The sequence below is a fragment of the Sphingomonas phoenicis genome (genome assembly GCF_047238005.1).
Lineage (GTDB): Bacteria > Pseudomonadota > Alphaproteobacteria > Sphingomonadales > Sphingomonadaceae > Sphingomonas.
Map to the genome: position 1 here is coordinate 1,752,020 of NZ_JBDFMC010000002.1, position 16,010 is coordinate 1,768,029.

The 16,010-nt window shown below is 69.0% G+C and carries 11 protein-coding genes; 7 read left to right on the plus strand and 4 right to left on the minus strand.

From position 1 onward, the window contains the following. Nucleotides 1-10 precede the first annotated feature (10 nt). Nucleotides 11-214 carry a 50S ribosomal protein L35 gene (rpmI, locus tag ABC319_RS09590; RefSeq protein WP_413070004.1) on the minus strand — a complete coding sequence of 68 codons (204 nt, stop codon included), beginning with the start codon at nt 212-214 and terminating at the stop codon, nt 11-13. A gap of 145 nt (nt 215-359) precedes the next feature. On the opposite strand from rpmI, the gene ABC319_RS09595 reads away from it, so the two are divergent. Next, nucleotides 360-2,486: an AsmA family protein gene (locus tag ABC319_RS09595; protein ID WP_413070005.1), complete on the plus strand. Its 2,127-nt coding sequence runs from the start codon at nt 360-362 to the stop codon at nt 2,484-2,486. Nucleotides 2,487-2,642: 156 nt separating this feature from the next. Here the strand turns inward: ABC319_RS09595 and ABC319_RS09600 are convergent, their stop codons facing one another. Continuing rightward, entirely contained in the window at nt 2,643-3,449 is an 807-nt protein-coding gene (locus ABC319_RS09600; RefSeq protein ID WP_413070006.1) for an inositol monophosphatase family protein, read from the minus strand. A gap of 72 nt (nt 3,450-3,521) precedes the next feature. On the opposite strand from ABC319_RS09600, the gene ABC319_RS09605 reads away from it, so the two are divergent. The 5 genes from ABC319_RS09605 (at nt 3,522) to ABC319_RS09625 (ending at nt 12,314) form a co-directional block, all read left to right on the plus strand. After that, nucleotides 3,522-4,058, plus strand: a complete 537-nt coding sequence (locus ABC319_RS09605; protein ID WP_413070007.1) for a peroxiredoxin — start codon at nt 3,522-3,524, stop codon at nt 4,056-4,058. Between the two features lie 180 nt (nt 4,059-4,238). Then, complete coding sequence (locus ABC319_RS09610) at nt 4,239-7,154, plus strand: TonB-dependent receptor domain-containing protein (RefSeq protein WP_413070008.1); 2,916 nt, start codon at nt 4,239-4,241, stop codon at nt 7,152-7,154. Nucleotides 7,155-7,168: 14 nt separating this feature from the next. Further along, complete coding sequence (locus ABC319_RS09615) at nt 7,169-9,550, plus strand: beta-L-arabinofuranosidase domain-containing protein (protein ID WP_413070009.1); 2,382 nt, start codon at nt 7,169-7,171, stop codon at nt 9,548-9,550. 17 nt (nt 9,551-9,567) lie between these two features. Then, nucleotides 9,568-10,572 carry an Ldh family oxidoreductase gene (locus ABC319_RS09620; RefSeq protein WP_413071669.1) on the plus strand — a complete coding sequence of 335 codons (1,005 nt, stop codon included), beginning with the start codon at nt 9,568-9,570 and terminating at the stop codon, nt 10,570-10,572. Then, nucleotides 10,569-12,314 (plus strand): DUF885 domain-containing protein, encoded by a 1,746-nt coding sequence (locus ABC319_RS09625; protein ID WP_413070010.1) that lies wholly within the window; start codon nt 10,569-10,571, stop codon nt 12,312-12,314. The genes ABC319_RS09620 and ABC319_RS09625 overlap by 4 nt, the downstream gene beginning before the upstream one ends. Nucleotides 12,315-12,590: 276 nt before the next feature. On the opposite strand, the gene ABC319_RS09630 is transcribed toward ABC319_RS09625, so the two are convergent. Then, the gene (locus tag ABC319_RS09630) at nt 12,591-13,772 is read right to left on the minus strand and encodes a M24 family metallopeptidase (RefSeq protein ID WP_413070011.1); all 1,182 of its coding nucleotides are present in this window, start codon (nt 13,770-13,772) and stop codon (nt 12,591-12,593) included. Then, the gene (locus tag ABC319_RS09635) at nt 13,769-14,995 is read right to left on the minus strand and encodes an NAD(P)/FAD-dependent oxidoreductase (RefSeq protein ID WP_413070012.1); all 1,227 of its coding nucleotides are present in this window, start codon (nt 14,993-14,995) and stop codon (nt 13,769-13,771) included. Before ABC319_RS09635 ends, ABC319_RS09630 begins: the two co-directional genes overlap by 4 nt. A gap of 89 nt (nt 14,996-15,084) precedes the next feature. On the opposite strand from ABC319_RS09635, the gene ABC319_RS09640 reads away from it, so the two are divergent. Then, nucleotides 15,085-15,999 carry a dihydrodipicolinate synthase family protein gene (locus tag ABC319_RS09640; RefSeq protein WP_413070013.1) on the plus strand — a complete coding sequence of 305 codons (915 nt, stop codon included), beginning with the start codon at nt 15,085-15,087 and terminating at the stop codon, nt 15,997-15,999. Nucleotides 16,000-16,010 lie beyond the last annotated feature (11 nt).

Here is a 16,010-nt window from a genome sequence, read left to right on the forward strand (position 1 = left end):
CCCGATCTCCTTACTTGAGGCCGTACGGCGCCCAGGCCTTCACCGCAGCGGTGTCGGCCTTCGCCAGCACCTTGGTGCCGCGATTCTGGCGGATGTACTTGCCGTTATGGCTGATCAGGCGGTGGCGCTTGCCGGCGACGCCGTGCTTCAACAGGCCGGTGGCGGTGAGCTTGAAGCGCTTCTTCACGCCGCTCTTCGTCTTGAGCTTGGGCATTTTGGTCCTTTCAAATGGGCGATACATCGGACAGCCGCGGCAGCCCTGATGGCCGGGCCGTCTTCACGCGCATCGCTCGGTGAAGCGGGGCCCTTAGCCGCCGAACTGCGGGAATGCAACCGATGCGGAACCGGAACGGGTCGCGATGCGTCGGGCGGCGATGGAGACGACCGTCGCCCCGCCCCCGTCCGTCGCCCCGCCCCCAGCCGACGCGCGGCGCCGCCGGCGGCGGCTCCGCAACGTCCTGATCGGCATCGTCGTCGCGATCTTCGCGATATGGCTGGTGCTGTTCGTCACCAAGGGCCGCTTCCTGAAGCACCCGTTCGAACGCATCGTCGGCAGCCTGACCAGCCGCACGGTAACGGTCGGCGGCGATTTCCAGCTTTATTTCGCGCCATTGAAGATCAAGTTCTATGCCGAGCGGATCGCCATCTCGAACCCTGGGTGGGCGACCCGCCCGCACCTGTTCACCGCCGACCGGATCGACAGCCGGATCGCGCCCCTGTCGCTGCTGTTCGGCAAGCGCCGCTTCTATTCGCTGGACCTGGCGAACGGCGCGGTCGACCTGGAGTGGGACCGGGCGCACACGACCAACAGCTGGACGTTCGGAGACAAGAAGGGCGGCAAGCCGCTGGCGTTTCCCCGCATCGACGTGGCGACGGTCAGCGGCACGACCGTCCGCTATCTCGATCCGCGGATGCGGCTGCTGGCCGATCTGAAGCTGGACGATATCCGCTCCACCGACGCGCGGATCGGCAAGGCCGTGGGGCTGACCGGCACCGGCCGCATCCGCGACACGCGCTTCACGCTGGTCGCACGGCTGCTGTCGCCCGACGCCACTGCGAACCGCGGCGAGAACAGGCTGGTGGCCCGGCTTCGCGCGGCGAACAACGTCATCGACGTGGCCGGCACCCTGCCCTCGATCGCCGATATCGAGGACGTGCCGCTGGCGGTGGCGGCACGCGGCCGCAACATGTCCGAACTGCTGGGCATCATCGGCGTGGCGATCCCGAATACCCGCACCTATCGCCTGCGCGCGCAGCTGGTGAAACAGGGCGAGGAATATCGCTTCACCCGCATCCGCGGCGTCGCGGGGCGGACCGACCTGGCCGGGCGGCTGACGATCCTGAACGGTGAGCGCATCCATCTCGACTCGGTGCTGGCGACCAGGAGCCTGGATATCATCGATGCCGCGCCATTCATCGGCTACAACCCCGATATCGTCGAGGCGAAGGGTGCGGTCGCCGCGGCTGCCGCGACCGGGGCGGCACCGCAGCGCCTGCTGCCCGATGCCACCTTCCCGGTGGAGACGATGCAGGCGTTCGACGCCGACCTGAAATGGACGGTCGGGGTCGTCCGGTCGAAGAACCTGCCGATATCGAACATCGACCTGACGCTGGACCTGGAGCGCGGCCGGCTGGCGCTGTCGCCGCTGACCTTCGCGATGGCGCGCGGCAATGTCGCCTCCGACGTGGTGTTCGACACGCGCGAGCGGCCGAGCGCCGTCAGTTACGACATCCGGCTGGCGCCGACGCCGATGGGGCGCCTGCTGGCCGGGTACGGCATCGCCGAGGCGGGGACCACGGGGACGATCAAGGGACGCATCCAGCTGGCCGGCCGCGGCGACACGATCCACGATTCGCTCGCCGCGTCGGGCGGGCGGATGGCGTTCGTGATGCCGAAGGGGACGCTGTGGACACGTAACGTCCAGCTCGCCGAACTCGATCTGGGCACGTTCGTGCAGAAGATGTTCGAGGGCAAGCTGGAGAAGCCGGTCGGCGTCAATTGCGGGCTGGTGGCCTTTACGGTGCGTGGCGGCATCGCGGCGGCGGACCCGATCCTGATCGACACGACCAAGAACGTGATCGTCGGTCGTGGCGGGTTCAGCTTCAAGAACGAGGCGATCGACCTGGCCTTCCGCGCCGACGGCAAGAAGTTCTCGCTGTTTTCCGGCCAGTCGCCGGTCGGGCTTGGCGGCTATTTCGCGAAGCCGTCGCTCGACGTCGTCTCGCCAGACCTGCTGAGCCGGGCAGGCGCGGGGCTGGGCCTGTCGCTGGTGGCGACGCCGCTGGCCGGGGTGCTGGCGTTCGTCGATGTCGGCGACGCCAAGTCGGCGGCGTGCGGCCCGGTGCTGTCAGGCGCCACCGCCAAGGCGCAACGAACCAGCAAGGGCGAGCCCCGTGACGATGTCGGCCGTGGCACCACCGCGACGAGCGAGGACGGCAAGGGCGGGACGAAGGGCCAGAAGAAGAAGTTCCTGGGGATCTTCTGATCGACCGTCAGCCGTTCCGGCCCGTATCGCCGGCGTTGCGCCCTCGTTCGAGGCCCAGCGTGTCTGGATCCCCGCCTGCGCGGGGATGACGGGGGGAGCCACGGGGAAGACGAGGGTTTGGGGGGACGAAGAAGAGTCTGCAGGATGACGAAGCGCTCAATGCGCGTGCGGCATTGCCCGGATCGCTTCCAGTACGTCGTCGGTCCGCGCCGGATCGCCGATCGCCAGCACGTGCCCCGCGCTCGACGCGGTCAGCGGATCGCCGTTCCAATCGCACATCCGGCCCCCCGCACCCTCGACCACCGGTACCAGCGCGGCGAAATCGTAGAGCTGCAAACCCGACTCGGCGACGATGTCGAGATGCCCCGACGCGAGCAGCCCGTAATTGTAGCAGTCGCCGCCATAGACCGGCCCCTGCCGCGCGTTGCCGCCCGACACCGCAGCGACCAGCCCCATGAAGTGCGGCACGTCGCCATCGTCGAACAGGTGCGGGCTGGTGGTGGCGATCGTCGCGCCGGCCAGTTCGGGGCACAGGCGGGTGTGAGTCGGAACGCCGTTGAAGGTGGTCGGCCGGCCGGTGACGCCGACCCATCGTTCGCGCTGGACCGGCTGGTCGATGATGCCGAGCACCGGCCAGCCATCCTCCACCAGCGCGATCAGCGTGCCGAAGATCGCCCGGCCGGCGGTGAAGCTGCGCGTACCGTCGATCGGGTCGAGCACCCACTGCCGGCCGGTCACGCCCTGCTTGATGCCATATTCCTCGCCGTGAATGCCGTCGCCGGATCGCTCCGCCTCGATCAGCCGCCGCATCGCCGCCTCCGCCTCGCGATCGGCGAGCGTGACGGGAGACCGGTCTGCCTTCATCTCCAGCCCATGCTCCTTGCGGAAATAGGGGCGGATCACCGCGCCGGCGGCGTCGGCGAGGACATGGGCGAGATCGATATCGGATTGAGAGACAGGCATTCTGCACGCCTATCGCGGCTGGCGCGGGCGCGCTACACCCAAGCCATTCCAGACCGGAACGAGGAACCGACCATGCGCCGTACCGCCCTGACCCTGATCGCCGCCCTCTCCTTATCGGCCCCGGCGATGGCCGCGCTTGCCCCCGGTGCCAAGGCGCCGACGTTTTCGACCCGCGGCGCCGTCGCCGGCAAGGTGGTGGCGGTCGACCTGGCCCGCCAGCTGAAGAAGGGGCCGGTGGTGCTGTACTTCTTCCCCGCAGCCTTCACCGGCGGCTGCAACGCCGAGGCGCACGCCTTTGCCGAGGCGATCCCGCAGTTCCAGGCGGCCGGCGCGACGGTGATCGGCATGTCGGCGGACGACGTGCCGACCCTGACCCGCTTCTCGGCGGAGAAGTGCGCGGGCAAGTTCGCGGTCGCCAGTGCGGGCCCGGCGGTCGTCAAGGGATATGACGTGGCACTCGGCAAGCATATCGCCGGCCGCGAAGTGACCAAGCGCACCAGCTACGTCATCGGGCAGGACGGTCGTGTCGCCTATGTCCATGACGACATGAATCCGGCGGAGCACGTGTCGGGCACGCTGGCGGCGGTGCAGAAGCTGCGGCGGGGCTGAGCAGACCAAGGCGCGACCTGCACACGGGTCGCGCCTCTGCGCACGAGCACCACGGGCGCAAGCAAACAAAATCTCACGGAAAAAGGCACCTTTCTCGCCTTCGAACCGGTATCGTATAAAATATTTGAGCATCATAATCGTATACTGTATGTCCTCTTTCTCGACAAAGGGGATGGAATTATGACGAAGCTGGCAAGCTTGCTGATGACCGCCGCCGGAGCGGCGCTCGCGATGGGCATGGCTCAACCGGTGGTCGCGCAGACCTCGCCCGATCCGGAACCGATCACGGAGGACGCCGCCATCGTGGTGACCGGATCGCGCATCCAGCAGCCGGGCGTCACCAGCAACAGCCCGATCACCGCCGTCGACGCCGCCGAGATCCGCCTGCAGGGCGCCACCAATGTCGAGAGCGTGCTGAACCGCCTGCCCCAGGTGACGCCGGACGCGAACGACAATGTCTCGAACGGCTCCGACGGCACGGCGCGGATCAACCTGCGCAATCTGGGATCCAACCGCAATCTGGTCCTGGTCAACGGGTTGCGGCTGCTGCCGGTGCAGGCGAACGACGTGAACTTCATCCCCTCCGCGCTGATCCGGCGCATCGACGTGGTGTCGGGCGGCGCATCGGCGGTCTATGGATCCGACGCGATCTCGGGCGTGGTCAACTTCATCCTGCGCGACGATCTGGACGGGGTCAGTGCCGACGTGCAGTACGGCTTTGCCAACCACCGCAACGACAATGATGCGCGGCGTGCGCTGATCCGGCGTACCGGTTTCCAGACCGCGCTGCCGTCGCCCGTGGACGGCCAGCGTTTCGACGCGAACTTCGCGGTCGGCAAGAACATCGGCGACGGCAAGGGCAACATCACCGCCTATTTCGGGTATCGCCGCGTCCAGCCGATCAATCAGGCGAACCGCGACGTATCCGCCTGCGCGCTCGACCCGAATGCGACGCGCACGGATTTCGTGTGCGGCGGATCGCCCAACAACGAGTTCGGCAATTTCCAGCCGCTCACCGGCCCCAACGCCAACACGTCCTACAACAACACCCGCGACGGCCAGAAGACCTGGGTGCCGTACGACAGCAGCTTCCTCTACAATTATGCGCCCCTGAACTTCTTCCAGCGCGACGACGAGCGGTACACCTTCGGCTCGTTCGCCAAGTACGAGATCGCACCGTTGGCGGAAGTCTATGGCAGCGCGATGTTCATGCGCGACCACACGTTCTCGCAGGTGGCGCCGTCGGCCTTGTTCCTAGGGCAGACGTACACGGTCAACTGCGACAATCCGCTGCTCGGGGCGCAGCAGGGTGCGTTGCTGTGCGGCAATGCGCTGGGGACCGCGGCGAACCAGGACCTGTTCATCGGATATCGCCCCGTGGCCGGCGGTGCGCTGCCGCGGCGCAACGACATCACGCTGAAGGATACGCGCGTCACCGGCGGCATCCGCGGCCAGATCGCCGAGGGCATCCGCTACGACGCCAGCGTCCTCTACGCGCAGGTGCTGCGCAACGAGACGTACCAGAACGACATCGATCCGGTGCGGGCGAACCGTGCGCTGCAGGTCGTCAACGTCAACGGCACGCCGACCTGTCGATCGGTCGTCAACGGCACCGATCCGGCCTGCGTCCCGATCGACGTGTTCCGTTACAACGGCATCAGCGACGCCGGCTTCGACTATATCTACGTCCCGACCAGAGTGTCGGGCAAGGACAAGATGACGACGCTGACCGGCACGATCAGCGGCGACCTGACCTCCTATGGCATCAAGCTGCCATGGGCGGAGCAGGGCATCGGGCTGGTCTTCGGCGTCGAGCATCGCCGCGAGAGCCTGGAGTTCAGGGCGGACGCCGTCGCGCAGGCGAAGGGCACCCGCGAGAGCGAGGGGCGCTTCAACGTCACCGAAGGCTTCACGGAAATCCGCGTGCCGATCGTGCAGGAGCGGCCGTTCTTCCACGAACTGACGCTGACCGGCGGCTACCGGTTCTCGAAATACTCGACGCAGGACGACGGAGTGTCGACCTACAAGGGCGAGATCTCGTGGGCCCCGGTTCGCGACCTGCGGCTGCGCGGCAGTTACAACCGGGCGATCCGGGCACCCAACGTCGCCGAACTGTTCGGACCGACGATCGTCGGCAACGTCGCCTCGCAGGATCCCTGTTCGGGCGCCCGGCCCAGCGCGACGCTGGAACAATGTGCCCGCACCGGCGTGACGGCGGCGCAATATGGCCGCATCATCGCCTGCCCGACCGACGTGTGCAGCGGCCAGTTCGGCGGCAACGTGGCGCTGAAGCCGGAAACCGCCGACACCTATACGGCGGGCGCCGTCATCGAGCCGCATTTCATCCCGCGGCTGACGCTGTCGGTGGATTACTTCAACATCAAGGTGAAGGACTATATCGCCGCGATCGACCCGTTCCAGACGATCAACCAGTGCTTCTCGGCCGGCGATCCGTTCTTCTGCGGGCTGTTCAAGCGCGATGGGCGGACCGGCACGATCTTCGGCACCGACGGCTATATCGTCGCGACGACGCAGAACACCGGATCGCTGCGGACGTCGGGCATCGATCTAGGCCTGAACTATTCGGTGAGGACCGGGATCGGCCGCTTCTCGACATCGGCGACGGGCACGTGGCTGGACGAGCTGGTGAACCAGCCGCTGCCCGGACTGGGGTCGTATGACTGCAAGGGGCTCTACGGCCCCGTCTGCGGCCAGCCGCAGCCGGGATGGCGGCACCAGGCCCGGTTGACCTGGACCGACCCGAGCGACTTCGCCTCGCTGTCGCTCAACTGGCGCTATATCGGATCGACCAGCCTGACCCGTAACACCGACGATCCCTCGCTGGAGCGGCCGGACGGCGAGGTCGCCTATGTCAACAATGCGCGGATCAAGGCGTACAACTATTTCGATCTGGCCGGTACGGCGCAGCTGTCGAAGGACGTGGTGCTGCGCGCCGGCGTCAACAACCTGTTCGATCGCGATCCCCCGGCGATCGCGCAGGGATTGCTGGCGGTGTTCGGCAACGGCAACACCTATCCCGGCGTGTACGATGTCGTCGGCCGGTACCTGTTCATCGGCGTGAACGCGCAGTTCTGATCCTGGAGACGAGCATGTCGATCGGCCGCCGCACCTTTCTGATGACCGGCGCCACGCTGCCGCTCGCCGCGCTCCCGGCCGCCGCACGGGCGGCGACGGCGGCGTTGCCGGCCAGGGCGAGGCCGCTGCCCCTGTCGGCCGTGCGACTGCGACCGTCGGACTTCGCCCATGCGGTCGAGGTGAATCGCGCCTATCTGTTGCGGCTGGAGCCGGATCGGCTGCTCCACAACTTCCGCCAGTTCGCCGGCCTCGGCCCCAAGGCGAAGGTATATGGCGGGTGGGAAAGCGACACGATCGCGGGCCACACGCTGGGCCACTACCTGTCCGGGCTGGCGCTGACCCATGCGCAGGTCGGCTGCGACGACTGCGCGCGCCGCGCAGCCTATATCATCGACGAGCTGGCGGCGTGCCAGGCGCGGAGCGGCGACGGCTACGTCGCCGGCTTCACCCGCAAGCGCAAGGACGGCACGGTCGTCGACGGCAAGGAGATCTTTCCGGAGATCATGCGCGGCAACATCCGCTCGGCCGGGTTCGACCTGAACGGGTGCTGGGTGCCGCTCTACAACTGGCACAAGCTGTATACCGGGCTGTTCGACGTCATCGACCATATCGGGCCGAACCCGAAGGCGATGGCGATCATGACCGGGCTGGGCGGGTATATCGACACCGTGTTCGCCGCGCTGAACGACGATCAGGTCCAGACCGTGCTGAACTGCGAGCATGGCGGCATCAACGAGAGCTTCGCCGAACTCCACGCCCGCACCGGCGATGCGCGCTGGCTGAAGCTGGCCGAGCGCATCTATCACCGGAAGGTGCTGGTGCCGCTGAGCGAGAAGCGCGACGAGCTGGCGAACATCCACGCCAACACGCAGGTGCCCAAGCTGATCGGGCTGGCCCGGCTGTACGAGATTACCGGCAACCCGGCGCACGGCACCGCCGCGCGCTTCTTCTGGGAGCAGGTGACGCGGCATCACAGCTACGTCATCGGCGGCAATGCCGACCGCGAGTATTTCACCGCGCCGGATACGATCGCGCAGCACATCACCGAGCAGACGTGCGAGCATTGCAACACGTACAACATGCTGAAGCTGACCCGGCAGCTGTATTCGTGGCAGCCGGACGGGGCGCTGTTCGACTTCTACGAGCGGGCGCACCTGAACCATGTCATGGCGCAGCAGGAGCCGGTGAACGGCGGCTTCACCTACATGACGCCGCTGATGACGGGGGCGAAGCGCGGCTATTCGGAGATGGACGGCGAGGAGTTCTGGTGCTGCGTCGGCACCGGGATGGAGAGCCACGCCAAGCATGGCGAGAGCATCTTCTGGGAAGGCGGCGACACGCTGATCGTCAACCTGTACATCCCGGCGGACGCGACCTGGGCGGCACGGGGCGCGAAGGTGGGACTGGCGACGGCGTGGCCGTTCGAGGGCGAGACGACGCTGACGTTCGATGAGCTGGCGAAACCGGGCACCTTCCCGGTGGCGCTGCGCGTGCCGGCCTATGCCAAGACCGCCGAGCTGTTCGTCAACGGCAAGCCGGTGACGGCGCCGCGTGCGGGCGGGTATGCGATCGTCGAGCGTCGCTGGAAGAAGGGCGATGCGCTGACCATCCGCCTGCCCCTCGACCTGCGGCTGGAGGCGACGCCGGGCGATGCGAAGACCGTCGCGGTGCTGCGCGGCCCGCTGGTGCTGGCCGGCGATCTGGGCCGGGCGGACGGCGAGTGGGACCGGCCCGACCCGGCGATGGTCGGCACCGACCTGATCGCGCAGTTCCGGCCCGTCGCGCCCGAGAAGGCGCAGTACGAGACCAACGGGCTGATCCGGCCCGGCGACCTGAGCTTCGTCCCCTTCTATCGCCAGCACGACCGGCGGAGCGCTGTGTATTTCAAGCGCTTCACCGATGCCGAGTGGCAGGTCGAGGAGGCGGCGTTCCTGAAGGAACAGGCCCGGCAAAAGGATCTGGCGGCCCGATCGGTCGACGTGATGCACCTGGGCGAGATGCAGCCGGAGCGCGATCACCAACTGACATCCGACATCTCCTACCCGGTATCGTACCGCGGAAGATCGGGACGCGATGCGCGGACCGGCGGGTTCTTCGAATTCACGATGGCGGTGAAGCCGGGGCCGCTGGTGCTGCAGGCGACCTATTGGGGCGACGAGCGCAAGCGCAGTTTCGACATCCTGATCGACAACCAGCGGGTCGCCACCCAGACGCTGGAAGCCGACCGGCCGGGGCAGTTCTTCGACGTCGAATATCCCGTGCCCGAGCCGCTGACCCGCGGCAAAAGCCGGGTGAAGGTGCGGGTGGTGCCGCATGACGGGAACAGCGCGGGGCCGGTGTTCGGCATGCGGCTGTTCACCGCCAAGCCGGCGACGACATCGGCGCCGACAGCGTGAGCGACGATGCCGTCCGCATGACGCTGGACGAGGTACGCGACTATGCGCGCACCACGCTGGGCCGGGTCGGGCTGTCGCCCGCCCATGTCACGGCGGTGGCCGAGACGATGGTCGCGGGCGAGCGCGACGGGTGCGGGTCGCACGGGCTGTATCGGCTGCTGGTCGCCGCCCACTCGGTCGCGAGCGGGGTGGTGGTGCCGGATGCGGTGCCGGTGCCGTCGCAGCCCAGGGCCGGGCTGGTGAGGGTCGACGGCGGCGGCGGCTTCGCGCAGCTGGCGTTCGAGACGGGCCGCCCGGCGCTGGTCGCGGCGGCGCGGGCGAACGGCATCGCCGCCATGGCGCTGAACAACGTCGTCCATTTCGCGGCGCTGTGGCCGGAGGTGGAGGCGCTGGTGGCCGACGGGCTGGTCGCGTTGGCCTTCACGCCCAGCCACGCGTGGGTGGCGCCGGCGGGCGGGACCGCGCCGTTGTTCGGGACCAACCCGATCGCGTTCGGCTGGCCGCGGCCGGGGGGCACGCCGTTCGTCTTCGATTTCGCCACATCGATGGTGGCGCGTGGCGAGATCGAGCTGCACCGCCGCGCCGGCAAGCCGGTGCCGACCGACTGGGGCCATGCGCCGGACGGCAGCGACACCGACGATGCGGCCACCGTGCTGGCGGGGGCGATGCGGACGTTCGGCGGGCACAAGGGATCGGCGCTGGCGACGATGGTCGAGCTGATCGCCGGGCCGCTGATCGGCGACCTGACCAGCGCGGAGTCGCTGGCGGCGGACAGGGGCCGCAAGGGGTCGCCGATCGGCGGCGAGCTGATCCTGGCGATCGATCCGGCGGGCTTTCTGGGCGCGGCCGCCGCGACGCATCTGGCGCGGGCCGAGGCGGTGTTCGCCGGGATCGAGGGACAGGGTGCGCGCCTGCCCGGATCGCGCCGCCACGCCGCGCGGGCCGTGAGCGAACGCGACGGCGTGATGATCCCGCGCCGGCTGATCGCCGACATCGATGCCGTGACGAAGGACCCTGCATGAAGCTTCTGCCCGCGCTGCTGCTGACCGCGCTCGCTCCCCTGCCCGCCACGGCGCACGCGCCCGCCACGGCCGATGCCCGCTTCGATGCTCTGGCCGAGGCCGAGTACAAGTGGCGCGGGACGCTGTCCGCCGGGGACGAGGACACGCCCAAGGACGAACAGCGCGGGCTGCCCGACGTCGGCCCGGCGATGCAGGCGGCGAAGACGAAGCGCTGGACGGAGACGCTGGCGGCGCTGGACGCGATCAGGCCGGACAGCCTGTCGCCGACGGCGCGGGACAACTACACGGTCTATCGCGGGCAGGTCGAGGCAATGCTCGCCGAGCAGCGGTACCGCGATTACGAGAAGCCGCTGAACGCCGATTCCAGCTTCTGGATCGACCTTGGCTATGCGTCGCGGGCGACGTACCGGACCGAGGCCGAGTATCGCGGCTATCTTAAGACGCTGGGCGATATCCCCCGCTATTTCGACCAGAATATCGCCAATATGCGCGCCGGGCTGAAGCGGGGGTTCACGCCGCCGCAGATCACGCTGCAGGGCCGCGATATCGGGGTGGCCGAGGTGGTGAAGGCGGGCGGCACCGAAGCCTCGCCCTTCTACGCGCCGTTCAGGGAGATGCCGGCGACGATCCCGGCGGCGCGGCAGGCCGCGCTGCAGGCGGAGGCGCTGAAGGCGATCGCGGGATCGGTGGTGCCGGCGCATGCCACGCTGCTCGCCTTCCTGCGCGACGAGTATATCCCCGGCGCGCGGCGGACGCTGGCGGCATACGGCCTGCCCGACGGCCGCGCCTATTACGCGTCGAAGATCAGCGAGTATGTGACGCGCGACCTGACCGCCGAGCAGATCCACGCGATCGGGCTGGCCGAGGTGGCCAAGATCCGGGCGCGGATGGGCGAGGTGATGCGGCAGGTGAAGTGGCAGCGGGACCTGCCGGCCTTCCTGAACTTCCTGCGGACCGATCCGCAATTCTACGTCAAGACCCCGCAGGCGCTGCTCGACCGGGCGGCGTGGACGGCCAAGGAGTTCGACGGGAAGGCCGCGCGCTGGTTCGGGCGGCTGCCGCGGGCGCGGTTCGCGATCGAGCCGGTGCCGGCGGACCTGGCGCCCTTCTACACCGGCGGGCGGGGCGGGCCGGGCATCTATCTGGTCAATACCTGGAACCTGCCGGCGCGGCCGCTCTATTCGCTGCCGGCGCTGACCCTGCACGAGAGCGCGCCGGGGCATGCGTGGCAGATGCCGTTCGCGATGGAGCTGGAGGGGCTGCCCGACTATCGGCGCAACACGTACATCTCCGCCTATGGAGAAGGATGGGCGCTGTACTGCGAGGCGCTGGGCGAGGACATGGGCCTGTATCACACGCCCTACGAGGTGTTCGGCATGCTGAGCTACCAGATGTGGCGCGCGGCGCGGCTGGTGGTGGATACCGGCATCCATGCCAAGGGCTGGACGCGGGAGCAGGCGCAAGGCTTCCTGCGCGACAATACCGCGCTGTCGAACCACGAGATCACCACCGAGGTCGACCGCTACATCGCCTGGCCGGGTCAGGCGCTGAGCTATTACATGGGCGAGCTGACCTTTCTGGCGGGACGCGCCAGGGCGGAGAAGGCGCTGGGCGACAGGTTCGACATCCGCGCCTTTCACGATGCGATGCTGTCGCTGGGTTCGGTGCCGCTGCCGATGATCGACGCGCGGGTCGACCAATTCGTCGCCGAGGGCGGCAAAGGGCCTTACCCGTTGAAATAGAACGGTTCGTTGGAGACGACGGATCGGAAGGTAAGGCTAAGGTAAGGCGTAGATCGTGTTTTCGCGGGCGGTGCACCGGCGGCGGACGGCGACGCGGGCGGACGGCCCCGCCGCGGTGATACGGGTTCGGGGCGGTGTAGGACAGGGTGCGCGTGCGGGGTCATTCCCGCGACGGCGGGATCCCAGTCGCGCAGGTTCGGGCAAGCGGCGCTGACGTCAGCGGTTCTGGATTCCCGCCTTCGCGGGAATGACGGGGCGGGGGTAGGCGGACCGGCGCTATCCGAAGGGGCGGTCGATCGACGGTTGCGGCTCGGTGAACCAGGCGGCGCCGGTGTCGGTGACGTGGAAATGATCCTCCAGCCGGATACCGAAGCGGTCGGGGACGACGATCATCGGTTCGTTGGAGAAGCACATGCCGGGCGCCATCGGCGTGGTGTCGCCGCGCACCAGATTGGCGGGTTCGTGGATCGACAGGCCGATGCCGTGGCCGGTTCGGTGCGGCAGGCCGGGGAGGCGATAGTCGGGGCCGAGGCCGGCCTGCTCCAGCACGACGCGGGCGGCGGCGTCCACCGCCTGACACGGCACCCCGGGCGCGGCGGCGGCGAAGGCGGCGGCCTGCGCCGCGTGCTCGACGTCCCAGATGTCGCGAACCTCCTGCGCGACGGTGCCGAAGGCATAGGTGCGGGTGATGTCGGAATGATAGCCGTGGACGCGGCAGCCGGTATCGATCAGCACCAGCTCGTCGTCGGCCAGCTGCTGGTCGCCGGGCAGGTCGTGCGGAAAGGCGGTCGCGCGACCGAACTGGACCGCGCAGAAGAACGAGCCGCCGCCGCCGATCGCATGGTGGGCGGCATCGATGAAGCGGATCACCTCGCTGGCGGCGATGCCGGGGCGCAGGATGGCGGCGGCGCGGCGCTGGACCTCCAGCGTCATCGTCTTGGCCTCCTGAAGGCAGGCCAGTTCCGCGGCCGACTTGACCATGCGGCAGCCGTCGATCACGGGCGCGCCATCGACCGGCACGGCACCGGTGCGGCGCAGCTTCTCCGTCCAGGCGAAGGGCATCAGCGGGTCGACGGCGATCGGCCCCCTGCCCGCCGCGGCATCGGCGACGAGGGCGACGGGATCCTCGTCCTCCTCCCACAGGCGCAGGTCGGCGGGGATCATCAGGTCCGCCTCCAGCGAGCCACGCTCGAACCGGGGACAGATCATGACCGGCGTGCCGGCGACCGGCAGCAGCAGCGCGACCATCCGCTCGGTCGCGCCCCAGGGCACCCCGGTGAAATAGCGCAGCGAGGCGCCGGTGTGGACGAGGAGCGCGGCGGCGCCCGCCGCGTCGGTCAGCGCGCGGGCGCGATCGAGCCGGGCGGCGTACTCGGCCGCGGCGATCGCCGGGACGCGTACGGCGGGGGGTGCGATGGCGGCGAGCTGGGCAGCGGCGTCGGACGTGCCGATGGTCATGCGGATATCCTTCCAAAACGATCGACGGCGAACGGCGTCAGGTCGACGGCCGGCGCGGTGCCGGCGATCAGGTCGGCGACGAGTTCGCCCGTCACCGGTGCCAGCGTCAATCCCAGATGCTGGTGGCCGAAGGCGTAGAACAGGTTGCCGGCGCGGGTCGAGCGGCCGATCGCCGGCAGGTAATCGGGCAGGGTCGGCCGCGCGCCCATCCAGCGGCGGAACGGGCCGGCGACCGGCAGGCCGAGTTCGGCGACGTGCCGCTCCAGCCGGTCCCACTTGCGCGGATCGGGGGCGGCATCGGGGCGGCCGAGTTCGACGAAGCCTGCCACCTGGACGCTGTCGGCATAGCGGGTGACGATGATCGAGCGATCCTCGAACACCACCGGCGGCAGATCAGCCGGCCAGCGATCGGCGGTGCCGCGGATGTGATAGCCGCGCTCCGCGATCAGCGGCACGCGATGGCCGGCGGCGGCCATCAGCGGCTTCGCACCGATGCCCGCGGCGATCACGACCCGGTCGGCGGCGAGCCCACGCACCGCGATGCGGGCGCCGTCGCGCGCGAGCACCGCCCGCTCGCGGACGAAGCCGACGCCGGCGTCAACCAGCGCCGCCTCCATCGCGACCGCGAGCCGGTCGAGATCGGCGACCTGGCCGCTGCCGGCGAAGCGGATCGCGGCGGCGACATGCGGCGACAGCGCGCGCAGCGCGGCGAGGTCGGCGGCGCTGGCATCGTTGAAGCGGGCGGTGCCGGTGTCGGCCGCCCGCCACGCGGCCCGGCCGGCGCGGGCGCGCGCCTCGTCCGGCCAGGCGACGAGGTGGCCGTCCTCACGCAACAGGCCGGGGGCATCGAGCGTCGCCGCCAGCCGCCGCCACGCCGGCATCGCGCGTTCGAGCAGGGCGCCGAGCGCCGCCGAGCCGGCGGCGAACCGCGCCGGCGTCGATGCGGCGAGCAAGCGGGCGGCGAAGGGCAGCCACGCCGATGCCTGGCCGAGCGGCAGATCGAGCGGACCGCCCCGCGCGAACAGGCGACGCGGCACGCTGCGCACCATGGCCGGCGACGCGAGCGGCGCGACCTGCTCGGTTGCCAAGTGACCGGCATTGCCCCACGATGCCGCCGACCGATCGAGCATCGGATCGACGATCACGACCCGTTCCCCGCGGCGGGCGAGAGACAGGGCGACGGCGCGCCCGACCATGCCGGCGCCGACCACCGCGACCGTCAATGCCCGGATCCCTGCACGTCAAATTCCTCCTTGATCACTGCGCCGCAATATCGTATACCGTATTCATAAACAAGCATCAGGAACCGGTAATGACGATCGATTGGCAGGGTGTCTTCCCCGCAGTGACCACGCAGATCCGCGAAGATCTGACGATCGATCTGGCCGACACCCAGCGCGTGGTCGACGACCTGATCCGCGACGGGGTGACGGGGCTGATCGCGCTGGGCACGGTGGGCGAGAACAACTCGCTGACCTTCGACGAGAAGGTAGCGGTGCTGACCGCGATCGTCGAGGTGACGGACGGCCGCGTTCCCGTCGTCACCGGCGTGTCGGAATATGATACGCGGCGCGCCGTCACCTATGCGCAGGCGGCGGAGAAGGCGGGGGCGGACGGCCTGATGCTTCTGCCGCCGATGGTGTATGTGCCGAAAGCGAAGGAACTGGCGGCGCATTTCCGCGGCGTGGCCGAGCGGACCGGCCTGCCGATCATGCTGTACAACAATCCGCCGGCGTACCGTACGCTGATCGACAACGAGGTGCTGGCGCTGGTCGCCGACGTAGCCAACATCGTCGCGATCAAGGAATCCGCCCCCGACACCCGCCGTTTCACCGACGTGAAGACCGCGTTCGGCGATCGGTACGTACTGTTCGCCGGGCTGGACGACGTGGCGCTGGAGGGGCTGTACCTGGGCGCGCAGGGCTGGGTTTCCGGGCTGACCAACGCGTTCCCCAAGGAGTCGGTCGAGCTGGTGAACGCGTTCCAGCGGGGCGACCATGCCAAGGCGATGGAGATCTATCGCTGGTTCATGCCGCTCCTCCACCTGGATGCCGAGCACGACCTGGTCCAGTCGATCAAGCTGGCCGAGCAGGTGATGGGCCGCGGGTCGGAGCGGGTACTGCCGCCGCGCTATCCGCTGGAGGGCGCGCGCCGGGCCGAGGTGATCGCGATGGTCGAGAAGGCGGCGGCGACGCGGCCCACCCTGACCATCGCCAAAGCCGCCTGATCCGGCCGGAC